The 23,433-nt window shown below is 65.0% G+C and carries 23 protein-coding genes; all 23 read left to right on the forward strand.

The window, feature by feature from the left end; translation table 11 throughout:
• Window positions 1-197 precede the first annotated feature (197 nt).
• The gene (locus KY494_RS25410; protein ID WP_219888638.1) at window positions 198-1,265 is read left to right on the forward strand and encodes a porin; all 1,068 of its coding nucleotides are present in this window, start codon (window positions 198-200) and stop codon (window positions 1,263-1,265) included.
• Between the two features lie 9 nt (window positions 1,266-1,274).
• Window positions 1,275-2,255 carry a tripartite tricarboxylate transporter substrate binding protein gene (locus KY494_RS25415; RefSeq protein ID WP_219133787.1) on the forward strand — a complete coding sequence of 327 codons (981 nt, stop codon included), beginning with the start codon at window positions 1,275-1,277 and terminating at the stop codon, window positions 2,253-2,255.
• Window positions 2,256-2,301: 46 nt separating this feature from the next.
• Window positions 2,302-3,399, forward strand: a complete 1,098-nt coding sequence (locus tag KY494_RS25420; RefSeq protein ID WP_219133786.1) for an ABC transporter substrate-binding protein — start codon at window positions 2,302-2,304, stop codon at window positions 3,397-3,399.
• Window positions 3,400-3,468: 69 nt separating this feature from the next.
• Window positions 3,469-5,259 (forward strand): iron ABC transporter permease, encoded by a 1,791-nt coding sequence (locus KY494_RS25425; protein WP_096237142.1) that lies wholly within the window; start codon window positions 3,469-3,471, stop codon window positions 5,257-5,259.
• Window positions 5,260-5,281: 22 nt separating this feature from the next.
• On the forward strand, window positions 5,282-6,355 hold the full coding sequence (locus KY494_RS25430; protein WP_219888639.1) for an ABC transporter ATP-binding protein: 1,074 nt from the start codon (window positions 5,282-5,284) through the stop codon (window positions 6,353-6,355).
• A 657-nt stretch (window positions 6,356-7,012) separates the two neighbouring features.
• The gene (locus KY494_RS25435) at window positions 7,013-7,774 is read left to right on the forward strand and encodes a beta-ketoacyl synthase chain length factor (protein WP_219888640.1); all 762 of its coding nucleotides are present in this window, start codon (window positions 7,013-7,015) and stop codon (window positions 7,772-7,774) included.
• Window positions 7,767-8,558 carry a 1-acyl-sn-glycerol-3-phosphate acyltransferase gene (locus KY494_RS25440; RefSeq protein WP_219888641.1) on the forward strand — a complete coding sequence of 264 codons (792 nt, stop codon included), beginning with the start codon at window positions 7,767-7,769 and terminating at the stop codon, window positions 8,556-8,558. The genes KY494_RS25435 and KY494_RS25440 overlap by 8 nt, the downstream gene beginning before the upstream one ends.
• Complete coding sequence (locus tag KY494_RS25445) at window positions 8,551-8,805, forward strand: phosphopantetheine-binding protein (protein ID WP_071322591.1); 255 nt, start codon at window positions 8,551-8,553, stop codon at window positions 8,803-8,805. The genes KY494_RS25440 and KY494_RS25445 overlap by 8 nt, the downstream gene beginning before the upstream one ends.
• A gap of 29 nt (window positions 8,806-8,834) precedes the next feature.
• Entirely contained in the window at window positions 8,835-9,092 is a 258-nt protein-coding gene (locus tag KY494_RS25450) for an acyl carrier protein (protein ID WP_034750398.1), read from the forward strand.
• A 3-nt stretch (window positions 9,093-9,095) separates the two neighbouring features.
• Window positions 9,096-9,641 carry a hypothetical protein gene (locus KY494_RS25455; RefSeq protein WP_219888642.1) on the forward strand — a complete coding sequence of 182 codons (546 nt, stop codon included), beginning with the start codon at window positions 9,096-9,098 and terminating at the stop codon, window positions 9,639-9,641.
• Complete coding sequence (locus KY494_RS25460) at window positions 9,634-11,463, forward strand: AMP-binding protein (RefSeq protein ID WP_258194459.1); 1,830 nt, start codon at window positions 9,634-9,636, stop codon at window positions 11,461-11,463. The genes KY494_RS25455 and KY494_RS25460 overlap by 8 nt, the downstream gene beginning before the upstream one ends.
• Window positions 11,457-12,545: a class I SAM-dependent methyltransferase gene (locus KY494_RS25465; protein ID WP_219888643.1), complete on the forward strand. Its 1,089-nt coding sequence runs from the start codon at window positions 11,457-11,459 to the stop codon at window positions 12,543-12,545. Before KY494_RS25460 ends, KY494_RS25465 begins: the two co-directional genes overlap by 7 nt.
• Window positions 12,538-13,293 (forward strand): glycosyltransferase family 2 protein, encoded by a 756-nt coding sequence (locus tag KY494_RS25470; protein ID WP_258194461.1) that lies wholly within the window; start codon window positions 12,538-12,540, stop codon window positions 13,291-13,293. The genes KY494_RS25465 and KY494_RS25470 overlap by 8 nt, the downstream gene beginning before the upstream one ends.
• Window positions 13,290-14,261, forward strand: coding sequence for an acyltransferase (locus KY494_RS25475; protein WP_219888644.1), 972 nt, complete (start codon window positions 13,290-13,292; stop codon window positions 14,259-14,261). The genes KY494_RS25470 and KY494_RS25475 overlap by 4 nt, the downstream gene beginning before the upstream one ends.
• Window positions 14,248-15,816, forward strand: a complete 1,569-nt coding sequence (gene hutH / locus KY494_RS25480; protein ID WP_219888645.1) for a histidine ammonia-lyase — start codon at window positions 14,248-14,250, stop codon at window positions 15,814-15,816. The genes KY494_RS25475 and hutH overlap by 14 nt, the downstream gene beginning before the upstream one ends.
• Window positions 15,809-16,264, forward strand: coding sequence for a thioesterase family protein (locus tag KY494_RS25485; protein WP_034750379.1), 456 nt, complete (start codon window positions 15,809-15,811; stop codon window positions 16,262-16,264). The genes hutH and KY494_RS25485 overlap by 8 nt, the downstream gene beginning before the upstream one ends.
• Entirely contained in the window at window positions 16,261-16,872 is a 612-nt protein-coding gene (locus KY494_RS25490; RefSeq protein ID WP_099762893.1) for an outer membrane lipoprotein carrier protein LolA, read from the forward strand. Before KY494_RS25485 ends, KY494_RS25490 begins: the two co-directional genes overlap by 4 nt.
• A gap of 5 nt (window positions 16,873-16,877) precedes the next feature.
• A complete protein-coding gene (locus KY494_RS25495) occupies window positions 16,878-19,262 on the forward strand; it encodes an MMPL family transporter (RefSeq protein ID WP_219891741.1) in 2,385 nt (794 codons plus the stop codon).
• A complete protein-coding gene (locus KY494_RS25500; protein ID WP_219888646.1) occupies window positions 19,262-19,816 on the forward strand; it encodes a DUF3261 domain-containing protein in 555 nt (184 codons plus the stop codon). The genes KY494_RS25495 and KY494_RS25500 overlap by 1 nt, the downstream gene beginning before the upstream one ends.
• Complete coding sequence (locus tag KY494_RS25505; RefSeq protein ID WP_219888647.1) at window positions 19,817-21,007, forward strand: beta-ketoacyl-ACP synthase; 1,191 nt, start codon at window positions 19,817-19,819, stop codon at window positions 21,005-21,007.
• Window positions 21,004-21,477 carry a hotdog family protein gene (locus KY494_RS25510; RefSeq protein WP_219888648.1) on the forward strand — a complete coding sequence of 158 codons (474 nt, stop codon included), beginning with the start codon at window positions 21,004-21,006 and terminating at the stop codon, window positions 21,475-21,477. Before KY494_RS25505 ends, KY494_RS25510 begins: the two co-directional genes overlap by 4 nt.
• Entirely contained in the window at window positions 21,470-22,195 is a 726-nt protein-coding gene (gene fabG, locus KY494_RS25515; RefSeq protein ID WP_375143408.1) for a 3-oxoacyl-ACP reductase FabG, read from the forward strand. Before KY494_RS25510 ends, fabG begins: the two co-directional genes overlap by 8 nt.
• Window positions 22,192-23,424 carry a beta-ketoacyl-ACP synthase gene (locus KY494_RS25520; RefSeq protein ID WP_219888650.1) on the forward strand — a complete coding sequence of 411 codons (1,233 nt, stop codon included), beginning with the start codon at window positions 22,192-22,194 and terminating at the stop codon, window positions 23,422-23,424. The genes fabG and KY494_RS25520 overlap by 4 nt, the downstream gene beginning before the upstream one ends.
• The last annotated feature ends 9 nt before the right edge of the window (window positions 23,425-23,433 follow it).

Genomic DNA, 23,433 nt, shown 5'->3' on the forward strand with positions numbered 1-23,433 from the left:
CTCCGCCATTCGTTGAAATGATGCAGTGTAAGCCTGGCGGCAGGGGCGGCGATGAATATGTTTGCGCCCCTTGTGGCTGGCCGGCGACACCTGTCATGCTGAAAGCCAATTGAAAGGATCGCGCTCATATAGTGTGATCCTGATTCATGAAATGGATCAGGCATATCACTAATAACTATATCTAAGGGAGACCCAATATGAAAAAAACCGCATTCTCGCTGGCCGCCATGGCCGTTCTCGCCGCCGCAGCCGGCGCTGCCCAGGCACAGTCGAACGTCACCGTGTATGGCTTGCTCGACGTCGGCTTCGACAACACCAGCAACGCATCTGCATCGAAAGGTTCGGTCAGCCGCGTCAGCTCCGGCGGCATGAATACCTCGCGCTGGGGCATCCGCGGCAATGAAGACCTGGGCGGCGGCCTGAAAGCTGTTTTCAACCTCGAAGGCGGCATCCTGATGGATACGGGCGCCATCGATGGTGGCGTGCTGTTCAAGCGCCAGGCCTATGTGGGCCTGGAAGGCAGCTACGGCCGACTCGTGCTGGGCCGCTCGTTCACCACCGTGTACGACTTCGTGCTGCCGTTCGATCCGATGGGCTACGCGCCTTTCTATTCGTGGGCGACGGCGGCCGGCAAGGCTGTGCAAGGTCAGTACGGCATGACGACCGGTTTCGACAACCTGGTCAAGTACTCGGGCACGGCGGGCGACTTCAAGTTCGGCGCCTCTTATGGTTTCGGCGAGCAAGCCACGGGCGCCCAGGACAGCGCCAAGTTTTCTTCCGGCGTGACCTACACGGCCGGTCCGGTCAGCCTGCTGGCCACCTATGAGCGTGTCAACGGCAATTCAATTGTCGGCGGCGCGCGCGACAAGACCACCTCCTATCACCTGGGCGCGATGTACAACGAAGGCCCATGGAAGGTGCAGGCCGTGGCGCGCGACTACAAGCTCGATCCGGCCGCCTCCGGCAAGCCTGACCTGCGCGGTACCCTGTACTGGGGTGGCGTCAGCTACCTGACCACGCCGCAAGTCACGCTGACGGGCGTCATCTACTACCAGGACGTGAAGAACGTGGCCGCCAATACGGATGCCGATCCGATCATGTACGTGGCGCGCGTGCGCTATGCGCTGTCCAAGCGCACCGACCTGTACGTGGCTGGCGCCTATGCCAAGGCCAAGAACAACCAGCTGGTCAGCCTGTCGCGCGACGATGCCGGTTTCGGCAACACGCAGCGTGGCGTGATCGCCGGCATGCAGCACCGCTTCTAAGCCATGACCATGCCGCGCTCCCTGTTCCTGTTGCTGCCATGCCTGCTGCCCGTTTTTGCCGGGGCACAGGTGGCTACGCCAGCGCCGGTCGAATGCGTGGTGCCGTCCAAGCCGGGCGGCGCCATGGATCTGACGTGCAAGCTGGCGAAAAAAGGCCTGGCGCAGGAGGGCGCGGCAGCAGCGGCAGGTCCCATGCGCATCAGCTACCTGCCGGGCGGTATCGGCGCGGTGGCCTGGCATTCGATGGGCTCGCAGCGCCGCCGCGCGGAAGCGAACACCCTGGTGGCCTTTTCGGGCGGCTCGCTGCTCAATCTGGCGCAGGGCAAGTTCGGCAATGCCAAGGCGGGCGACGTGCGCTGGGTGGCTGCGCTGGGCGCCGACTACGGCATGATCGCCGTGCGCAGCGATTCGCCCTACAAGACGCTGGGCGACCTGATCGCGGCATTGCGCCAGCATCCTGACAAGGTGCTGATCGGCGTCTCCGGCACCATCGGCAGCCAGGACTGGCTGAAGATGGCGCTGGTGGCGCGGCATGCCGGCATCGACCCGAAAGTGCTGCGTTTCGTCGCCCTCGAAGGCGGCGGCGAAGTGTTTACGGCGATGCAGGCCGATTATGTGCAGGTGGTCTCGGGCGACACGTCGGAGGCCACCCTGAACGCCAGCGCCAACCATGCGCGCGTGCTGGCGGTGCTGTCGGAAAAACGCCTGCCCGGCGTGCTGGCCGGCGTGCCGACGGCGCGCGAGCAGGGCGTCGACGTGGTCTGGCCCATCATCCGCGGCGTGTGGATGGGGCCGCAGGTGCCCGAGGCGGACTACCAGCGCTGGGTGGCCACCTTTGAGCGTGCGATGGCCACGCCGCAGTTCGCCGAATGGCGCGCCCAGGCCGGCCTGTACCCGTTCGCCCTGACGGGGCCGAAGCTGACCGCGTATGTCAGGAAGGCGGTCGACGAGTATGCGCGGCAGGCCACCGAACTCGGATTAATGCGCTGAACGGCATCCCATTTAAAAAAACTATTTCACAGACGGAGACAACCCCATGCAAAACAAGACCCTGCTTCAAGTCGCCATTGCCGCCGCGTTTGCCAGCCTGGCCGGCGCCGCTTTCGCGCAAGTACCGGCCGGCTATCCGGCCGACTACCAGAAGATCATCGACGCGGCCAAGAAGGAAGGCAAGGTGGTGATCTACAGCGCCACCGACAGCAAGGCCGCCGCGCCGCTGATCAAGGATTTCAGCGCCCTGTATCCGGGCATCTCGGTCGAATACAACGACATGAATTCCACCGAAGTGTACAACCGCTTCATTTCCGAAGTGGCGGCGGGTGGCAACACGGCCGACGTGATGTGGTCGTCGGCGATGGACTTGCAGATGCGCCTGGCCTCCGATGGCTATGCGCTCAAGTACAAATCCGTCGAAGCGGCGAAGATTCCCGGCTGGGCCATGTGGGATGACCAGGCTTACGGCACCACGTTCGAGCCGGCCGCCATCGTCTACAACAAGCGCCTGCTCGATCCGAAGGAAGTGCCGAAGAATCACGACGACTTCGTCAAGCTGATCGCCACGCCGAAATTCAAGGACAAGGTCACCACCTACGACATCGAAAAATCGGGCGTGGGCTTCATGTTCATGGCGCAGGATGCCAAGGAGTACCCGCAATTCCTGGCGCTGCAAAACGCGTTCGGTGCCGCCAAGGTACGCGTGCAATCGTCGACGGGCACCATGATGGAGCGCATCTCGTCGGGTGAAAACCTGATCGGCTACAACGTGCTGGGCTCTTATGCCCTGGTGCGCGCCAAGACCGATCCGTCGATCGGCGTGGTGCTGCCCAAGGATTACACCCTGATTTTGTCGCGCGTGCAGTTCATCAACAAGAACGCGAAGAACGTCAACGCCGGCAAGCTGTGGCTCGATTACATCTTGTCGCACCGCGGCCAGACCATCATTGCCAACGGCGCCAAGCTGTTCGCCATCCGCGCCGACGTCACGGGCGAAACCACGTCGGCTGACCTGATCAAGCAAATCGGCGCATCCAACGTCAAGCCGATTCCCGTGCACCCGATCATCCTGCAATTTCTGGGACCTGCCAAGCGCATGGCCTTCTTGAAGCAGTGGAAAGAGACAGCCGGCAAAAAATAATGCCGTCCTGGCCGTCCGCAGGCGCATGCCTGCGGACGGATGCCGCACCCTTCATTCATTGGATTCATCATGCAAACTGCCATCTTGCCGCTGCCTGCACGGTCGCGCTCTCCCTTGTCGCGCCTGAACTGGTCGCGCGGCGTGGTCGTGACGATCACGCTGATCGCCATTTTCCTGCCGCTGTTCCTGATTTTTTACCAGAGCTTTTTGAACGCGCCGTTTTTCATGCCGGTGCGCGAATTCGGCTTTGACTCTTACCGTTTCATCTTCGATGATCCCGATTTCGCCATGGCCTTCAAGAATGGCCTGATGCTGGCCTTCGGCCTGACCGTCATCGCCGTGCCGCTGGGCGGCATGCTGGCCTTCCTGATGGTGCGCACCGATTTGCCGGGACGCGGCTGGGTCGCCCCTATGCTGCTGGTGCCCATTTTTGTGTCGCCGATGGTGATGGGCTTTGGCTATGTCGTCTCGATGGGGCCTGTGGGCTTTTACTCGATCTGGGCCAAGGAACTGCTCGGCTTCGTGCCCTGGAATATCTATTCCTTCACCAGCATCGTCATCATCGCCGGCCTGACGCACGTGCCGCACGTCTACCTGTATGCCTCGTCGGCACTGAAAAGCCTCGGTTCCGATGTCGAGGAAGCGGCCCGCGTGGCGGGCGCCTCGCCGATCCAGGTGATGCTGAATGTATCGCTGCCGATGATCATGCCGGCGCTGGCGTATGCGGGCGTGCTGGTGTTCTTCCTCGGCTTCGAAGTATTCGGCCTGGTGCTGGTGCTCGGTGATCCGGAAGGCCATCTGGTGCTGCCGACCTATCTGTACAAGCTGACGAACAAACTGGGCACGCCGTCGTACCACCTGATGGCCGCCGTCGCCGTCTGCCTGGTGATGGTGACCATGCCGCTGGTGATGATACAGCGCTGGCTGCTCAAGTCCGCCAACAAGTATGTGTCGATCAAGGGCAAGGGCGCGCGCAGCAAGGCCATGCCGCTGGGCCGCTGGAAGTGGCTGGCCTTTGCCTTGCTGGCGGGCTGGCTGATTTTTACCATCATCCTGCCGTTGACGGGCATCGTGCTGCGCTCCTTCGTGCAGTACTGGGGCGAAGGCGTGCACCTGGCCGACGTGCTGACCCTGCAGCATTTCCGCGATATTTTCGACCAGCCGTCGCTGGTGCGCGGCATCGTCAACACCATCCTGATCGGCGTCGTCGGCGGCGCGCTGGCCGTGGGTTGCTACAGCTTCATCGCGCTGGCCATGCACCGCAAGCAGGATGGCATCACGCGCCTGCTCGATTACAGCGTGCTGGTGCCGCGCGCCGTGCCGGGTCTCCTGGCCGGCCTGTCCTTCCTGTGGGTGTTCCTGTTCGTGCCGGCCTGGCTGGACGGCATGTTGAAAGGCATGGACAACGGCGTGGCCCTGTGGCTGAGCGGCCATGTGATCCCCGTGCTGCGCGAAGTGCGTTCGACCATCTTCGCCCTGTGGCTGGCGTATTCGGTGGTGTGGATGGCCTATGGCATGCGCCTCATTTCCACCGCGCTGCTGCAGGTGGGGCCGGAACTGGAAGAGGCGGCGCGCGCCGTCGGCGCCAATCGCGGCCAGGTGACGCGCGACGTCACCCTGCCGCTGATCAAATACGGCTTGCTGGGCGCCTGGCTGATGGTGTTCCTGATCTTCGAGCGCGAATATTCGACGGGCGTGTACCTGCTCTCGCCGGGCACGGAAGTGATTGGCGCCATGCTGGTATCGCTGTGGGCCGGCGGCTCGACCGACCTGGTGGCGGCGCTGTCCTTCATCAATATCACCCTGGTGGCCATCGGCCTGGGCATCGCGCTGCGCTTCGGCGTCAAGCTGCATAACTAAATACAAAGACTGAGACCACATCATGAATGAACTGACCGTCAATGAGCTGTACCTGGACTACGGCACCGGCGCTGCCGCCAACCAGATCCTGAAAGGTGTCTCGATGCACCTGCAAAGAGGCGAAGTGGTCGCCTTGCTGGGGCCTTCGGGCAGCGGCAAGACCACCTTGCTGCGCGCCGTCGCCGGGCTGGAAAGTCCGAAGGCGGGCACGATCCAGATCGGCGAGCGCAATGTCTACGATGGCGCGAAACACTTCGAGATGCCGGCCGAACATCGCAACCTGGGCCTGGTGTTCCAGTCGTATGCGCTGTGGCCGCACAAGACCGTGTTCGACAACGTCGCCTACGGCCTCAAGTTGCGCAAGATGGGCAGCACGGAGATCGCCGCGCGCATCAAGGAAGTGCTGACGCAGCTGGGCCTGGGGCACCTGGGCGAGCGCTATCCGCATCAGCTGTCCGGCGGCCAGCAGCAGCGCGTGGCGATCGCCAGGGCGCTGGTGTACAACCCGCCCGTGATCCTGCTCGACGAACCGCTGTCGAACCTCGATGCCAAGCTGCGCGAGGAAGCGCGCGCCTTCCTGCGCGAACTGATCGTGCGCCTGGGCCTGTCGGCCCTGATGGTGACGCATGACCAGGGTGAGGCGATGGCCATTTCCGACCGTATTTTGCTGCTCAATAACGGCAAGATCGAGCAGCAAGGCACGCCGCAAAGCATGTATGAAACGCCCGACACCCTGTTTACGGCCGAATTCATGGGCAGTAACAACCGCCTGCCCGGCAAGGTGGTGCAGCGCGACGGCAATCAGGTGCGGTTGCTGATCGACGGCGCCTCGATGCAGGGCGTGGCGCGCGGCGCCAACGTGGGCACGGAAGTGACGACCATGATCCGCGTCGAGGAGGTGAAGATCAGCGCCACGCAGGTGGACAACGCCATCGAACTGCCGCTGCTGACCTGCATGTACCTGGGCGACCGCTGGGAATGCCTGTTCGAGCGCGGCGGTGCCGAGAATATCAGCCTGCGCGCGTATTCGCGCCACAAGCTCGAAGCGGGCAAGTACTGGCTGCACATGCCGGCCGATAAACTCTGGGTGTTTTAACGGTGCCGAGGTGGCCACGCTGGCGCGCAGTGTAGTGTTCTTGCTGCGCGGCGCTGGCCGCCTGGCCGCCTGGTCGGCGTTGCCCTGTGCCGCTTCTTGATGCCGCTGGCATTGCTGACCGCTCCATTCTTTTCTCCGCTGACCAGGCAAGGCCGCCACAGTTGAATTGGCCGGCTGGAACTGGCATAAAGCAAACGCTCTGTATTGTCCTTGCTGCACACCCCATTAATCCTCGCGGCCGCCACGGGTGGGCAATATGTGCGTCCCCGTTTTTTGGGCTTTCCTTCTCGGCCGCCTGCTGGCCAGTCATACCCGTTGGCTGCGTTTGCCGCGCCGCTGCGCCATGCTGCGTGTGTTATCTAAAAACAACGCTCGTATGGGCGGCATGTGCAGCTTATTTTGATTATTGATAAAAAATACTATTTCTGAGAATGCCGACTTTCCATCGAAGACAATGGATGAAGGTGTTACAAATAGTAACTAAAGCGGTACATCCTTTTTAAAAACGTTTTGTATTTGCATTTAAAAAGTTGCCTCACGGCCATTTATTTTAGTTATTTTTACTTCCTTCGTTTATAATTTGAAAAGAACGCCGGCGGGGCTTTTTGCGCAGTTTTGACGTGAGTTCGCCCTTTTTTTGAGCTCAGGAAAATGCATATGCGCACCGATGGTGTCCGTTTTTCAATTGTCAGACATGCCGCCTGGGCGCCAGGCCTGGAAACGCCGCAGCAATGGCAGGCGTGGGCGCAAAGCGCCTTGCCCGTCGCGCCGATTGCTGCCGCTGGCGAGCCAGGCGTGCGTGCGATGGCGCCGATGCAGCGCCGCCGCGCCGGTCAGTTGGGCAAGATGGCGCTCGAAGTGGCGTACGCCTGCCTCGGCGAACAGCGCGATATTGCGCTCGTCTTTTGTTCTCGCCATGGCGAGGTGGCGCGCGCCGTCGAACTGTTGTCGGCGCTGGCCCAGGGCGAACCCTTGTCGCCGACGGCGTTCGGCATGGCCGTGCACAATGCCAGCGCAGGCCTGTTTTCCATCGCCCGCGCCGATACGGCCAATCAGCTGGCCGTCGCCGCCGGTGCGGCCAGCCTCGAGGCTGCGGTGATCGAAGCGTGCGGCTTGCTGGCCGATGGCGCGGCGCAGGTATTGCTGGTGCTGGCGGAGTGTCCCTTGCCAGTGCCATTCGAGGCCTTTGAAGACTGTCATGAGCAGCCGCATGCGTTTGCCTGGCTGCTGCAGGCCGAGGATTCCCCGGGCACGGCGTTCAGCCTGACGTGGCGCGCCCGCGGCAGCGATGATGCGTTGGCGGCAGCCGCCGGCGCCATGCCGGGCAGTCTGGCCGTGTTGCGATTCATGCTCGGTGAGGTCAGCACGTTCGAGCATGCGGCCAACCGCCAGACATGGTGCTGGAGCCGCCATGCATAAGCTGGAGGTTGTTCGCGCCGGCCTATCGATAGGCTGGCGTACCATCGCGACCGCGCTCAGTTTTGTCGCCTTCGGCCTCGGTGGCTTGCTGCTGCGCGTGCTGGTGTTCCCCGTGCTGCAGGTGCTGGTGTGGCGGCGCGAGACGCGCATTGCCTGCGCGCGCGCCATCATCCGCTGGAGTTTTCGCTTGTATATCGGCCTGATGCGTTTTCTCGGCGTGTTGCGCTATGACTTGCGCGGTCTGGATAAGCTGGAGCGGGGCGGCTTGCTGATCCTGGCCAATCATCCGACCCTGATCGACACGATTTTCCTGATGGCGTATGTCAGGCAGGCCGATTGCATCGTCAAGTCCGATTTGTGGAATAACCCGTTTACGGGCGGTCCCGTGCGCGCGGCCGGCTATATCAACAACACGGGCGGCGCCGAACTGGTGGACGCCTGCCTGGCATCGCTGGCACGCGGCAATAACCTGATCATTTTTCCGGAAGGCACGCGCACGCCATGCAGCGGCGAGGTCGTGCTGAAGCGGGGCGCGGCGAATATCGCCGTGCGCGGCCGCCGCGACGTGACGCCCGTGCTGATACGTTGCCTGCCCAGAACCCTGGGCAAGGGCGAACCGTGGTGGCGCGTGCCGGCTCGCCGCGCGCATTTCGAGATCGCCGTGCAGGACGACCTGGCGATCGACGAGTTTACCGGCGGTGGCGCCAGCGACGTCATGGCGGCGCGTACCTTGACCACTCATCTGCAACATTACTTTAGCGGGAAACAGGAACAACATGCTTGAACAAGAAGTGAAGGAACTGATCATCGAGGCGCTGCAACTGGAAGACATGAGCGCTGCCGATATCGATACGGATGCGCCCCTGTTTGTCGAGGGCCTGGGACTCGATTCGATCGATGCGCTGGAACTGGGCGTCGCCCTGCAAAAAAAATACGGCATTTCCCTGTCGGCCGATTCGGCCGATACGCGCCGCCACTTTGCCTCGGTACGGGCGCTGGCGGCCATGGTTGACACTCACAGAAAGAAGTAAGGAGCAGCAAAATGGTAGATATGAGCGCAATGAGCCGCGATGAACTGTACGCATGGGTAGTGCAGCTGCTGGCCGAAATGTTCGAGCTTGATCCGGCGGCGCTGACGCCGCAGTCGAATCTGTATGCCGAACTCGATATCGACAGCATCGACGCGGTCGACCTGGCGGTCAAGCTGAAGCAGCTGACGGGCAAGCGCCTGCAGCCGGAAGTGTTCAAGACCATCCGCACGATCGACGACGTGGTCGAGGCGCTGCGTGCGATGTCGGTGTCGGAACAGGCGGCATAAAGCGTGCTGCTCAATGCCGTCGCGCTACTGCTGACAGTACTGTATCCGCTGGCGATCTGGTTCGCGCATGGACAGGTCGAGCCGCGCTGGCTGGCGTTGTTGCTGCTGCTGGCCGTCGGCTGCCGCCTGCCGGCGCTGAAGTTGCAGCGCGCCGCGCGCTGGTCGGTGGCCGCCGCGCTGCTGCTGGTCGCCGTCGCCCTGTGGAGCAACCTGCTGCTGCCGCTGAAACTGTATCCGGTACTCGTTAACGCCGTCTTGCTGGCCACTTTCGGCTACAGCCTGTGGGTGCCGCCGTCGGTGGTGGAACGCATGGCGCGTCTGCGCGAGAAAGATTTCCCCCCCTCGGCCGTGCGCTATACGCGCCGCGTGACGCAGGTCTGGTGCGGCTTTTTCATCGTCAATGGCGGCATCGCGCTGGGCACGGCACTGTGGGCCAGCGAAGCCGTCTGGTCGCTGTATACGGGCGTCATCGCGTATATCCTGATGGCCCTGTTATTTGGCGGCGAGTATCTCGTCCGCCTGCGTTTTAAGCGTTTGCATCATGCCTGAAGTCCTCATGCCGGAAACCCATTCTCCGATTGATTCCCTTGCCCGCCTTGCGCTGGCCATGCGTGGCCGTACGCCAGCCATGCCGGTCGGCTGGCGCGATGGCGACGTGCTCGATCACGCGCATTTTGCCGCGCGCATGGAGGCGTGGGCCGGCTTGCTGGAGCGCCAGGCAGGCCGCCATTTTGCCTTGTACCTGGATGACAGCGTCGAGTTTGGCGCCGCCTTGCTGGGCGCCTGGCAGGTCGGCAAGACCATCTGGCTGACGGCCGATACGCTGCCGGCCAGCTGCGCCTCGCTGGCTGCGTCCGTGGATGGTTTCCTGGGGCAGTTCCCGGTCGCGCATGCGCCGTTGCCCCTGCCTGCCGACAGCCTGGCCGAGCGCGCATGGACAGTGCTCGCTGACGATTTTCCGGCGCTGGTGGTGCATACCTCCGGCAGCACGGGCGCGGCGCAAGCCATGCCGAAAAAAATCTCGCAGCTGGCCAGCGAGGTAGCCACGCTGGAGCAGCTGTTTGGCGAGCACGCCGATGGCGCAGCCGTCGTCGCCACCGTCACGCACCAGCATATCTACGGCTTGCTGTTCAAGGTCCTGTGGCCATTGTGTGCGGGACGTGCCGTGCATGCGCACAGCGTGGACTATCCTGAGCAGCTGGCAGCCTTGCTGGCACGCGGTCCATGCGTGCTGGCCGCCAGTCCCGCGCACCTGAAGCGCCTGCCGGAACACCTGGACTGGTCTGGCGCCCGTGCGCATCTGCGCGCCGTGTTTTCCTCGGGTGGGCCGCTGGCCCTGGACAGTGCGCTGGCGGCGGGCAATCTGCTTGGCCGCGTGCCGCGCGAAATCTATGGCAGCTCGGAGACGGGCGGCGTGGCCTGGCGCCAGCGTGCTCCAGAGCGTTCTGACGACGAGAGCTGGCAAGGCTTTCCCGGCGTGGACTGGCGCTTGCTGGACGACGGCGCGCTGGAAGTGCGTTCGGCGCACCTGGCCGATGACGGCTGGCTATGCCTGGCCGACCGCGCGCGGCAAACGGCGCCAGGACGCTTCCAGTTGCTGGGCCGCAGTGACCGCATCGTGAAGATCGAAGAAAAACGTATTTCTCTCAATGCCATCGAAGCGGCATTGCTGGCCACACCGCTGGTGCTGGACGCGCGCGTACTGCTGTGCGATGCGCCGGCTGGCGAGCGTCAGAAAGTGGCCGCCTTTATCGTCTGCAGCGCTGCCGGCCGGGCTCTGCTCGACGCGGAAGGCAAGCTGGCGCTGAACCGCCAGCTGCAAACGGCGCTGGGCGGCCAGGTCGACGCCGTTGCCTTGCCGCGCCGCTGGCGCTACCTGGAACAACTGCCCATCAATGCGCAGGGCAAGACGACGCAGGCGCTGCTGCTGGCCTTGCTGGCGCAGGTGGACCAGCCGCCCCGCTTGCCGCAGGTGCAGCTGATCGAACGTTCGGCCGAAGGCGAAACGCCGCGGCTGCTGTTCGAGCTGCGCATACCCGCGAACCTGTTCTATTTCGATGGCCATTTCACGGGCGCGCCCTTGCTGCCCGGCGTGGTGCAAGTGGAGTGGGCGCTGCACTTTGCGCGCCAGCACCTGGCGCTGCCTGCGCGGTTCCGCGCCATGCATGCGCTGAAATTCCAGCAGCCGGTGCTGCCGGACCGGCCGGTGCGGCTGGCGCTCGAGTATGACGCGCTCAAGGCCAGCCTGCAGTTTCGTTATCTGTCGGACGCCGGCCAGCATGCCAGCGGCCGCATCCTGTTTCACCCGAATGCCGCTGCCGTTCCCGGTAGCGGCGCCGATACACCCATTCCAGCAGCGAGCGCATGTTAGATAAAAAATTCTCACCCGAACGCCAGACCGCCTTTGCCGCCCGTTACGAGGCGCAAAAAATCGCTTTCGGTCCCGTCGTCTTTCAATGCGTGCGCTATGCATGGAAGCGCGGCATGCTGCAGGCGCTGGCCGACACGGGCCACAGCGGCCTGACGGTTTCCGACATGGCCGCCAGCGGCCGCTGGACGGAATATGCGCTGAAGGTGGCGCTCGAATCGTGCCTGTCGGCCGGTGTCGTCTCGCTGCGCGATGGCGCGTACGTGCTCGATAAAGTCGGTTTTTGCATGCTGACGGACAGTATCACCCAGGTCAACCTGGACTTCATGCATGACGTCTGCTACCAGGGCTTGTTTGACCTGGACCGTTCGCTTGACACCGAGCAGCCATTGGGACTGGCCGCGCTGGGTGACTGGCCCACCCTGTACCAGGGTCTGTCGGCGCTGTCGGAACCGGCCAAGGGCAGCTGGTTCGCCTTCGACCACCATTATTCCGACACCTCGTTCCCCGAGATTTTCCCGGACGTCTTCGCCACGGCACCGCGCCGCATCATGGATATCGGCGCCAATACGGGCAAGTTCGCCAGCGCGGCGCTGGCCTACCGTGCGGGCGTGGAACTGCACCTGGTCGACCTAGAGCGCCAGCTGGCGGTGGCCGACCGCACATTGACCGACGCGGGGGTGCGCGAGCGGGCCCATTTGCACGCCTGCGACCTGCTCGACGATGCTGCGCCGCTGCCGGCCGGCATGGACCTGATCTGGATGAGCCAATTCCTCAGCTGCTTTTCCGAGCCGGCCATCGCCAGCATCCTGCGCCGCGTGGCGCAGGCGCTGGGGCCGAACGGCCAGGTGCTGATCATGGATACCTTCTGGGACCGCCAGCAATACGATATCGCCGCCTACTGCCTGATCAACACTTCGCCGTACTTCACGGCCATGGCCAGCGGTAACAGCAAGATTTACCAGAGCGCCGACTATATCCGCCTGGCGCAGGAGGCCGGCCTGGAGTTGCTGACCACGCGCGACGGCATCGGCTATTGTCATTCACTGCTGCGCTTTGGCCGCGCCGGAGCCGGCAGTGACTGAAGTGCATTTTCGCCCCTGCATCGTGATCCCCGTGTTCAACCATGAACACGCGATCGGCGCCGTGGTGCAGCGCCTGCTGCCGCATGGCGTGCCGCTGATCCTCGTCGACGACGGCAGCGCCGGCGCCGGCGCGCGCACCCTCGATGCGCTGGCCGCCGCGCACCCGTCGCGCGTGACCCTGCTGCGCCATGCGCACAACCAGGGCAAGGGCGGGGCGGTGCTGACGGGCTGCCGCCACGCGCATGCGCACGGCTACAGCCATGCGTTGCAGATCGACGCCGACGGCCAGCATGAAACGGATGATGTGCCGCGCTTCCTGGCGCAGGCGCAAGCCACGCCGGCGGCCGTGGTGATCGGCTATCCCGTGTACGATGAATCGGTACCGAAGGCGCGCTACTACGGCCGCTATGCGACGCACGTCTGGGTATGGATCAATACCCTGTCGCTGCAGATCCGCGATTCCATGTGCGGTTTTCGCGTCTATCCGCTGGCGCCGCTGACGGCGCTGGCGCAGCGTGGCGTGCTGGGGCAGCGCATGAATTTCGACACCGATGTGCTGGTGCGCCTGTACTGGGATGGCTTGTCGATGGCGAATCTGCCCACGCGCGTGGGTTATCCCAGCGACGGCGTCTCGCATTTTCAGCTGTGGCGCGACAACGTGCTCATTTCGCGCATGCATGCGCGCCTGTTTTTCGGCATGCTGTGGCGCGCACCGCGCCTGCTGGCCCGCCACTGGCGCGTGCGATGACGGCGGCGTCGAACCAGCCGCGCGGACACTGGTCCGGCTTCAATGAAGTCAGCTTCGTGGCCGGCATGCGCCTGCTGTTCTGGATCTGCCGCGTCTTCGGCCGCTGGCCTTTCCGCATCGTGCTGTATCCGGTGCTGGCCTGGTACGTGCTGACCAAGCCGCGCGCGCGCCGCGTGTCGCGCAGCTACCTGCGTTGCGTCGCGGCCTGCGGCGGTCCGGCAAACCTGAGCGTGCTGCGGCACTTCGCCGCGTTTGCCGAAACCATCCTTGATAAAATGCTGCTATGGGGCGGGCTGTACGACACGCGCGGCGTGAGCCTGCACGGCGTCGACGGCGATGAGGGCGTCAACCGCTGCCTGGACGAGGGGCGCGGCGCCTTGCTGATCTGCGCCCACCTGGGCAACCTGGATTTGTGCCGCGTGCTGTCGCAGCGCAATGCGCGCCTGAAGCTGACGGTGCTCGTGCACACGCGCCATGCGCAGGCGTTCAACCGCATGCTGGAGCGCCTCAATCCCGACAGCCAGCTCAATCTGATGCAGGTGACGGAAATCACGCCTGCCACGGCCATGCTGCTGGCGGAAAAGGTGGCGCAAGGCGAGTTCGTGGTGATCGCCGGCGACCGCGTTCCCGTCTCGCCCCAGCCGCGCGTGGCCGTGGCGCCGTTCCTGGGCCAGCCAGCCGCCTTTCCCGTCGGTCCGTATGTGCTGGCCAGCGTGCTGCAATGCCCCGTGTATTTGCTGTTTTCCATGCGCATCGGCCAGCGCTCCGAAATCCATTTCGAACTGTTCCGCCAGTCGCTGCACCTGCCGCGCAAGGCACGCGAGCCGATGCTGGCCGAACTGGCGGCCGCCTATGCGGCGCGCCTGCAGCACCACTGCCTGCGCGCGCCGCTCGAATGGTTCAACTTCTACGATTTTTGGCAACTCCCCGATACTTCAAGACTGGATACTCCCGATGCACCTCGCTGACCTGAAAAACACCCGGCGCGCCGTCCGCTTCGACCGCGAACGCCTGCGCATCGAAGACATTACCGACATCGCGCATGGCCGGGCCAGCGCCGAACTGTCCAGCGATCCCGTCTTTCTGGCGGCGATCGCGCGCGGCGCCGATTTCCTCGACCGCCTGCTGCGCGAGGACGGTACCATCTATGGCGTGACCACCGGCTACGGCGATTCGTGCACCGTGACCGTGCCGCCGGAACTGGTGGCCGAACTGCCGCACCACCTGTACACCTATCATGGCTGCGGCCTGGGCGAATTCTTCACGCCGGCGCAGACGCGCGCGATCATGGCCACGCGCCTGGCGTCGCTCTCCAAAGGTTTTTCCGGCGTCAGCGTGGAACTGCTGGCGCAGATCGCGCGCCTGCTCGATGCGGGCCTGCTGCCGTTGATCCCGTCGGAAGGTTCGGTCGGCGCCAGCGGCGACCTGACGCCGCTGTCCTACCTGGCGGCGGTGCTGTGCGGCGAACGCGAAGTCTGGCGCGACGGGATACAGGTGCCGGCGGAACAGGCGCTGCGCGAAGCGGGCATCACGCCGCTGCGCCTGCGTCCGAAGGAAGGCCTGGCGATCATGAACGGCACGGCCGTCATGACGGCGCTGGCCTGCCTGGCGTATGAGCGCGCCGAGTATCTGATGCGCCTGACGACGCGCATCACGGCCATGGCCTCGTTTGCGCTCGATGGCAACGCGCACCACTTCGATGCAACCCTGTTTTCCGTCAAACCCCATCCCGGCATGCAGCAAGTGGCGGCCTGGCTGCGCGAGGATCTGCCCACCGATTCCTGGGAACGCAACGGCAAGCGGCTGCAAGACCGCTATTCGATCCGCTGCGCGCCGCACGTGATCGGCGTGCTGGCCGATGCCTTGCCGTGGCTGCGTTCGTCGATCGAGAATGAGCTCAATAGCGCCAACGACAATCCCATCATCGACGCCGAAGGCGAGCGCGTGCTGCATGGCGGGCATTTCTACGGCGGCCATATCGCCTTCGCCATGGACAGCATGAAGAACACGGTGGCCAACCTGGCCGACTTGCTGGACCGCCAGATGGCCTTGCTGGTCGACAGCCGCTACAACCAGGGCTTGCCGGCCAACCTGTCGGGCGCCACCGGCCCGCGCGTGGCCATCAACCACGGCCTGAAGGCATTGCAGATCAGCGCCTCCGCCTGGACCGCCGAAGCGCTGAAGCTGACCATGCCCGCCTCGGTGTTTTCGCGCTCGACCGAATGCCACAACCAGGACAAGGTCAGCATGGGCACCATCGCCGCGCGCGACTGCCTGCGCGTGCTGGAACTGTGCGAGCAGGTCGCCGCGGCCCTGCTCATTACCGTGCGCCAGGGCGTCTGGCTGCGTTGCAAGGTCAGTCCTGACGTGCCGCCGCAAGCGGCGCTGGCGGCGATGATGGCGGCGCTGGCCGCCGATATCGCGCCCGTCGAGGAAGACCGCCGGCTCGACCCTGAACTGCGCGTGCTGCTCGAACGCATGCGCGCACAAGCCTGGCCACTGTACGGAGCGGGGAATGACTGAGACGCATAAAGTGCGCGGCAAGAAAGCCACGCCCAGCCGCTGGCATGCCGAAGTGGAGATGCAGGTGCAGTTCTTCGACCTGGATCCGATGGAGATCGTCTGGCACGGCCGCTACGTGAAATACCTCGAAGTGGTGCGCTGCGCACTGCTCGACAGCATCGGCTACAACTACGTCGACATGAAGGCGTCCGGCTATGCCTGGCCCGTGATCGACATGCACTTGCGCTATGTGGCGCCGGCCACCTTTGGCCAGCGCCTGACCTTGCGCGCCGACCTGGTGGAGTGGGAAGACCGCTTGAAGATCGAGTACCTGGTCAGCGACAGCGCGACGGGCAAGCGCCTGAACCGCGCCAGCACGACGCAGGTGGCTGTCGATATCGCCAGCGGCGAGATGTGTTTTGCCTCGCCGCCCATCTTGTTTGAAAAATTGGGATTGAAGGCCGTATGAAAAAACAATTCAAAATCCTGCTGGCGGGCCTGTGCCTGATGGCGATGGCGCCGCTGCACGCGGCCGCACCGGTGGCGAAGATCGAGGCCATGCTGGCCAAGCCGCAGCAGCTGTGCGGCCGTTTCGACCAGAGCAAGCAGCTGGCCGGCATGAAGAAGGCGCTGGCGTCGAATGGCCGCTTTTGCGTGGTGGCCGGCAAAGGCGTCTTGTGGCGCACCTTGCAGCCGTTTCCGAATACCCTGCGCCTGACGCGCGACGAGATCGTGCATTTCCAGGGCGAGCGCGTGGCCATGCGCCTCGACGCGAAGACGGAGCCGGTGGTCAAGATGATCAACAGCGTGCTGTTTTCGCTGCTGGCCGGCGACCTGGCGCAACTCGATACGCTGTTTGAAGTGGACGGCAGCATCGATGGCGGCACCTGGCAGGTGGCGCTGAAGGCGCGCCAGCCGGCGCTGGCCAAGGCCATCGGCAGCATCCGCCTCGATGGCGGCGCCTTCGTGAAAAACATCAGCATCAGCGAGGCGAGCGGCGACCGCACGAGCATCGTGTTCTCGGCGATTGAGACGGGACCGTCCGCCATCACGGCGCAAGAGGCGGCCCTGTTTTGAATGCACTGACGAAGCGCGGCCGCAACGCCGGGCGCCTGCTGGCCATCGCCTGGGCGCTGGTGGTGGCGCTGCTGTTGGCGCATAACGCCTATCTGTGGCTGGGCAAGCGCATCGCGCCGGAAACCGACATTCTCGCCTTGCTGCCGGTGCAGGAGCGCGATCCGGTGCTGCAGGCGTCGTTTACACACATGGTCGACGCGGCGCAGCAGCGTCTGGTGGTGCTGGTCGGCGCCGCCGAATGGAGCGATGCGAAGCGCGCGGCGGACGCCTACGGCGCCGTGCTGGCGCGCCATGCGGGCCTGTTCCAGTCCACGCCGCTCGACGAGCAGGCGCAGAACGACTGGCTGGCGCTGTTCCAGCAGCATCGCCTGACCTTGCTGACGGCGCCGCAGGAAACGCAGCTGCGCCAGGAGACGCCACAATTCTGGCGCGATTCGGCGCTCAGTCAGCTTTACAGCCCGTTTGGTGGTCCGAAGCTGGGCGCCTGGCAGGACGATCCCTTTGGCCTGTTTGGCGGCTGGGTGCAGGAACGCGCGCAGGAAACGCCCGTGCGTCCGCGCGACGGCCATTTGTTCGTCGCCGACGGCGAGCGCCAGTATGTGCTGCTGCCGATGACCTTGAGCCTGCCCGCCTTTTCGCTGGGCGCGCAGGAAAGCGTGATGCCTGCGCTGGCGCAAGCCGAAGCGGCGGCGCGGCAAGCCGTGCCCGGCGTGGAAATCATCAGCGCCGGCGTGATCCTGCATGCGGCGGCGGCCAGCAGCCAGGCGGCGGGCGAAATGTCGACCATCGGCCTGGGCTCCCTGGCCGGCATCATCCTGCTGACGTGGTTCACCTTCCGCTCGTTCAAGCCGATCTCGCTGATCCTGCTGTCGATCGGCATCGGCTGCCTCGGTTCCCTGTCCGTGTGCTGGCTGCTGTTTGGCAAAATACACCTGATGACATTTGTCTTTGGCGCCAGCCTGATCGGCGTGGCGCAGGATTACGGCATTTATTTTCTATGCAACCGCCTGGGCGCCGATCCGGCGCTCGATTCACGCACCTTGCTGCGCCGTCTGCTGCCGGGCCTGTGCCTGACCCTGCTGGCCGCCGTCATCGGCTACATGGGTCTGGCGCTGACGCCATTCCCCGGCTTGCGCCATATGGCCGTATTTTCCGCCCTGGGCCTGGTGTTTGCCTGGCTGACGGTGGTGTGCTGGTTCCCCGCGCTGATCGGTGGCGGCACATTGAAGAGCGGCGCGCTGGTCAAACAGTATGGCGCGGCGCGCGCGCGCTGGCCGCAGTTGCGGGCCAACCGCGCCACCCTGTTTGGCGGCGTGCTGTTTGCCCTGTTTGCGCTCTTCGGCATCAGCCGCCTGGGCGTCAACGACGATATCCGCCTGCTGCAAACGCCGCCCGCGCACCTGATACGCGACCAGATCAAATTGAGCAAATTGCTCGATGGGCCCACGCCGGTGCAGTTCTACCTGGTGCGCGGCGATAGCGCGGAAGCCGTGCTGCGGCGCGAGGAAACGTTGAAACAGCGCCTGCTGCCGCTGATCGCGCAAAAGCACATCAGCGGCGTCCAGGCCATGTCGAACTGGGTGCCGTCGCTGCGGACGCAGGCGGCGCGCCGGGCTTTGCTCGACACGGCCATCCTGCAGCCGGGCGCCGCGCTCGACTTGCTGGCGCAGTCCGTCGATGAAGGTCCCGAGTGGGCCGGCAAGGTACGCGCGCAGTTGGCGCAAGCCGGTGCGCCGCTGTCGATCGATGCCTTCCTGAAGGTGCCGGCCAGCGAGCCATGGCGCCATCTGTGGCTGGGCAAGGTGGAAGGCGGCTATGCCTCCATCGTCGCCTTGCGCGGCATGCGGTACGCGGCCATTCCCCTGCTGGCGCAGGCGGGCGAGGGTATGCCAGGGGTGCAGTGGGTCGACAAGGTGAGTGAAATTTCCTCGGTGCTGGGCCGCTACCGCGTCTACATGGGCGCCGTGGTGCTGGGTGCCTATCTGGTGGTCTTCGGCTTGCTGCTGCCACGCTACCGGCGCCGCACCTGGCGCGTGCTGGCGCCCACGGCGCTGGCCAGCGTGGCGGCCCTGGCCTTGCTGGGCTATTTGAACCTGCCGCTGCAGCTGTTCCACGTGCTGGCGCTGATGCTGCTGCTGGGCGTGGGCGTCGATTACGGCATCTTCATGCAGGAGCACCCTGACCGCCGCAACGACACGCCATGGCTGGCCGTGGGTCTGTCGGCGGCCAATACCATTCTGTCTTTCGGCTTGCTGGCGCTGAGCAAGACGGCCGCATTGCAGGCATTCGGCCTGACCATGCTGATCGGCACGGCGCTGGTATGGCTGCTGTCGCCGTGCTTTGCCGAAGCCGATCATCGTAGCGCGGCCGATGCCGCAGGAGAAATCTGATGTTTTTGCAATGTCAACGATGGGCGCCGGCACTGCTGCTGGCACTGGCCGGCTGCGCCAGCGTGCCGCCTTCGGCACCCGCGCGCCTGGGCCTGAAACTGGCGCCGCAAGCGCTGGGCGCCACGGTCAGCGTGCAGCAGCACCTGGTCGTCGAACGGGCGGGCCGCATCGACGAACTCGATGCGGCGCTGGAAGTGGAGCCGTCGCATCTCGACCTGGTGGGACTGGCGTTCGGCCAGCGCGTGCTGTCGCTGCATTACGACGGCAAGGACATGACCTCGTGGCGCCACCTGATGCTGCCGGCGCAGGTGCGCGCCGAGGACGTGCTGGAAGACATGCAGCTGACCCTGTGGCCGCGCGAGGCGATCGCGCAAGCCCTGCCGGCCGGCTGGCGCATCGAGGACAGCGGCTTACGCCGTACCCTGTTCCTGCATGACGAGGCGGTGACGGTGATCGACTACAGCGGCATGCCGCGCTGGAGCGGCACGGTGGTGCTCGACAACCTGCGCTACCGCTATCGCCTGACGATACAGAACGCCCCGGAAGGAAGCTGAATGACCGGCTTGACTGTGTATCTGAATGACTGCGGCATCGTCTGCGCGCTGGGCGCCGGCCGCGAAGAAGTGCGCGCGCGCCAGTTTGCCGCGCACAGCGGCGTGGTGTCCGTCGATACCTACACGCCGGGGCGCATGCTGCCGCTGGGCGTGGTCGACGCGGCCTTGCCATCGGTGGCGCATCACGGCATCGCCGCGCGCAGCCGCAACAACCGGATGGCGCTGGCGGCGCTGGCGCAGATCCGCCCCGCCGTGGAGCAGGCCATCGCCCATTACGGCGCGGACCGCGTGGCCGTGGTGATCGGCACCAGCACGTCGGGCATCGCCGAGACGGAAGGCGCGATCGGCCAGCATGTGGCGGGCGACGGCTTGCCGGCTGCCTTCCACTACGGCCAGCAGGAGATGGCGTCGCCGGCGCTGATGCTGGCCGGGGAACTGGGCATCGACGGCCCGGCCCTGGTGCATTCGAGCGCCTGTTCGTCGAGCGCCAAGGCGATGGCCAGCGCGGCGCGCCTGATCCGCATGGGCCTGTGCGACGCCGTGCTGACGGGCGGCGTCGATACCCTGTGCGGCTTTACCGTGGCCGGTTTTTCCGCGCTGGCGTCTGTCAGTGCGCGGCGCTGCAATCCGTTCGGCGCGAACCGCGACGGCATCAATATCGGCGAGGGCGCGGCCCTGTTCCTGATGACGGCGCAACCGGCCGCAGTGGCCTTGCGCGGCTGGGGCGAGTCGTCCGACGGCCACCATATGTCGGCGCCCGATCCCGCAGGCGGCGGCGCGCGGCTGGCCATCGCCCAGGCACTGGCGCGCGCCGGCATCGCGGCGTCGCAAGTCGACTATGTGAACCTGCACGGCACGGCCACGCCGCAAAACGATGCGATGGAAGCGCGCGTGGTGTCCGAGCTGTTCGGCGCCACGGCGATGAGCAGCTCCACCAAGCCGCTGACAGGCCATGCGCTGGGCGCGGCGGCGGCCATCGAGGCCGCGCTTTGCTGGCTGGCGATGCAGGACGATAACGCCGAGGGCTTGCTGCCGCCGCACCTGTGGGATGGCGTGCCCGATGAATCCCTGCCGCCGTTGCGCCTGGCCTTGCCCGGCGCGCGCCTGGGGCGTCCGCTCGACTGGGCCTTGAGCAATTCGTTTGCCTTCGGCGGCTCGAACGCCGCCTTGCTGTTCGGGAGGGGAGCATGAGTTTTCCGGATATCGGCGAGTTGGTGCCCCATTCCGGCGCCATGGTGCTGCTCGACCGGGTGCTCTCGGCCGATGCGGAAAACCTGTGCGCCGAAGTGGCCATCCATGCCGGCAGCGTGTTTTATGACGCGCCGTCGGCCGGCGTCGGCAGCTGGGTCGGCATCGAATACATGGCGCAGGCGATCGCCGCGCATGCGGGCTACCTGGCGCGGCTGGCCGGCGCGCCCGTGAAGATCGGTTTTTTGCTGGGGGCGCGGCGCTACGAAGCGCAAGTGCCCTTGTTTGTCGATGGCAGCGTGCTGCTGGTGCATGTGCAGCAGGCCTTGCAAGGCGAGAATGGACTGGGTGCGTTCGAGTGCCGTATCGAGATGGCGGGCGCCGTGCTGGCGCAGGCGACGATCACGGTATACCAGCCCGAGGATGCAAAGCAATTTCTGCAGGAGAGTATGAATGGAGCGCAGCATGAGTAAAAGTGTATTGGTGACGGGGTCGTCGCGCGGCATCGGCAAGGCCATCGCCTTGCGACTGGCGCGCGACGGTTTTGACGTGGTGCTGCATTGCCGCAGCGCGCGCGGCGAAGCCGACGCGGTGGCGCAGCAGGTGCGGGCGCTGGGACGCGCGGCGCGCGTGCTGCAGTTCGATATCGGCGACCGTGCCGCGGCGGCTAGCGCGCTGGAAGCGGACATCGCCGAACATGGCTGCTATTACGGCGTCGTGTGCAACGCCGGCGTGGCGCGCGACAATGCGTTTCCCGCCATGTCGGGCGAGGACTGGGACATCGTCCTGCAGACCAACCTCGATGGTTTCTACAATGTGCTGAACCCGCTGGTGATGCCGATGGTACAGCGCCGCAAACCGGGGCGCATCGTCACCATGGCGTCCGTTTCTGGCCTGATCGGCAACCGGGGGCAAGTCAATTACAGCGCGGCCAAGGCCGGCATCATCGGCGCGACCAAGGCGCTGGCGCTGGAACTGGCCAAGCGCGCCATCACCGTGAACTGCGTGGCGCCGGGCCTGATCGAGACGGACATGATCAGCGAGGTGCCGCTCGACGAAGCGCTGAAGATGATCCCCGCGCGCCGGGTCGGCACGCCGGAAGAGGTGGCCGCCGCCGTGAGTTTCCTTGTCGGCGAGGAGGCGGGCTACATCACGCGCCAGGTCATTTCCGTGAATGGAGGCATGGCATGAGCCGCCGGGTAGTCGTGACCGGCATGGCCGGCATCAGCCCGATCGGCAATGACTGGCCGGCCATCCGCCAGCGCCTGGGCGAGTACCGCAACGCCATCGTGCGCATGGACGAATGGGCCGATTACGAAGGCTTGAACACGCAGCTGGGCGCGCCGGCCGCGCCGTTCGCGCTGACGGACCGTTACAACCGCAAGGCCGTGCGCAGCATGGGGCGCATCGCGCTGATGGCCACGCGCGCCAGCGAACTGGCGCTGGAACACGCGGGCCTGGCGGAACATCCCGTGGTCAAGAGCGGGCAGATGGGCATTTCCTTCGGTTCGTCCGCCGGCACGCCCAGCGCCATCGGCGACTTTGGCCGCATGATGGAAGAGCGCACCACCAAGGGCATCAACGCCACCACCTACATCAAGATGATGGCGCACACGGCGCCCGTGAATATCGGCGTGTTTTTCGGCGTCACGGGACGGGTCATCACCACATCGAGCGCCTGCACCTCGGGCAGCCAGGGCATCGGCTATGCCTACGAGGCGATCGCCGGCGGCAAGCAGCTGGCGATGATCGCCGGCGGCGCCGAGGAGCTGTGCGCCACCGAGGCGGCCGTCTTCGACACCCTGTTCGCCACCAGCACGCGCAACGACGCGGGCCACACGACGCCGCGTCCGTTCGACGCCAGCCGCGATGGCCTGGTGATCGGCGAGGGCGCCGGTTGCCTGATCCTGGAAGAGTTCGAACACGCGCAGGCGCGCGGCGCCACCATCCATGCGGAGCTGGTGGGCTTCGGCACGAACAGCGATGGCTGCCACGTGACCCAGCCGAACGCCGCCACCATGCGCCAGGCGATGCTGCTGGCGCTGGCCGACGCGGGCTTGCAGCCGTCCGATATCGGCTACATCAATGCGCACGGCACCGGCACGCAGCAGGGTGATATCGCCGAGTCGCAAGCCACGTTCGAAGTGTTTGGCGACAGCACCCCTATCAGTTCGCTTAAAAGCTACATGGGCCACACCCTGGGTGCCTGCGGCGCGCTGGAAGCGTGGATCAGCATCGAGATGATGCGCGAAGGCTGGTTTGCCCCCACCATCAACTTGCGGCAAGTCGACGCGCAATGCGCGCCGCTCGATTACATCACCGGCGAAGGCCGGGCCATCGAATGCGAATACGTGATGTCGAACAATTTTGCCTTTGGCGGCATCAATACGTCGTTGATTTTCAGGCGTTACCGGCCGTGACTTCGCTGG

Source organism: Janthinobacterium sp. PAMC25594, assembly GCF_019443505.1.
Classification (GTDB): Bacteria; Pseudomonadota; Gammaproteobacteria; order Burkholderiales; family Burkholderiaceae_D; genus Janthinobacterium.

Coding starts and splice junctions, on each gene's coding strand:
- KY494_RS25425 (WP_096237142.1), top strand. CDS start 3,469: ATGCAAACTGCCATCTTGCCGCTGCCTGCACGGTCGCGCTCTCCCTTG.
- fabG (WP_375143408.1), top strand. CDS start 21,470: ATGAGTAAAAGTGTATTGGTGACGGGGTCGTCGCGCGGCATCGGCAAG.
- KY494_RS25520 (WP_219888650.1), top strand. CDS start 22,192: ATGAGCCGCCGGGTAGTCGTGACCGGCATGGCCGGCATCAGCCCGATC.
- KY494_RS25500 (WP_219888646.1), top strand. CDS start 19,262: ATGTTTTTGCAATGTCAACGATGGGCGCCGGCACTGCTGCTGGCACTG.
- KY494_RS25460 (WP_258194459.1), top strand. CDS start 9,634: ATGCCTGAAGTCCTCATGCCGGAAACCCATTCTCCGATTGATTCCCTT.
- KY494_RS25420 (WP_219133786.1), top strand. CDS start 2,302: ATGCAAAACAAGACCCTGCTTCAAGTCGCCATTGCCGCCGCGTTTGCC.
- KY494_RS25440 (WP_219888641.1), top strand. CDS start 7,767: ATGCATAAGCTGGAGGTTGTTCGCGCCGGCCTATCGATAGGCTGGCGT.
- KY494_RS25415 (WP_219133787.1), top strand. CDS start 1,275: ATGCCGCGCTCCCTGTTCCTGTTGCTGCCATGCCTGCTGCCCGTTTTT.
- KY494_RS25465 (WP_219888643.1), top strand. CDS start 11,457: ATGTTAGATAAAAAATTCTCACCCGAACGCCAGACCGCCTTTGCCGCC.
- KY494_RS25430 (WP_219888639.1), top strand. CDS start 5,282: ATGAATGAACTGACCGTCAATGAGCTGTACCTGGACTACGGCACCGGC.
- KY494_RS25435 (WP_219888640.1), top strand. CDS start 7,013: ATGCGCACCGATGGTGTCCGTTTTTCAATTGTCAGACATGCCGCCTGG.
- KY494_RS25410 (WP_219888638.1), top strand. CDS start 198: ATGAAAAAAACCGCATTCTCGCTGGCCGCCATGGCCGTTCTCGCCGCC.
- KY494_RS25485 (WP_034750379.1), top strand. CDS start 15,809: ATGACTGAGACGCATAAAGTGCGCGGCAAGAAAGCCACGCCCAGCCGC.
- KY494_RS25445 (WP_071322591.1), top strand. CDS start 8,551: ATGCTTGAACAAGAAGTGAAGGAACTGATCATCGAGGCGCTGCAACTG.
- KY494_RS25450 (WP_034750398.1), top strand. CDS start 8,835: ATGAGCCGCGATGAACTGTACGCATGGGTAGTGCAGCTGCTGGCCGAA.
- KY494_RS25475 (WP_219888644.1), top strand. CDS start 13,290: ATGACGGCGGCGTCGAACCAGCCGCGCGGACACTGGTCCGGCTTCAAT.
- KY494_RS25505 (WP_219888647.1), top strand. CDS start 19,817: ATGACCGGCTTGACTGTGTATCTGAATGACTGCGGCATCGTCTGCGCG.
- hutH (WP_219888645.1), top strand. CDS start 14,248: ATGCACCTCGCTGACCTGAAAAACACCCGGCGCGCCGTCCGCTTCGAC.
- KY494_RS25510 (WP_219888648.1), top strand. CDS start 21,004: ATGAGTTTTCCGGATATCGGCGAGTTGGTGCCCCATTCCGGCGCCATG.
- KY494_RS25490 (WP_099762893.1), top strand. CDS start 16,261: ATGAAAAAACAATTCAAAATCCTGCTGGCGGGCCTGTGCCTGATGGCG.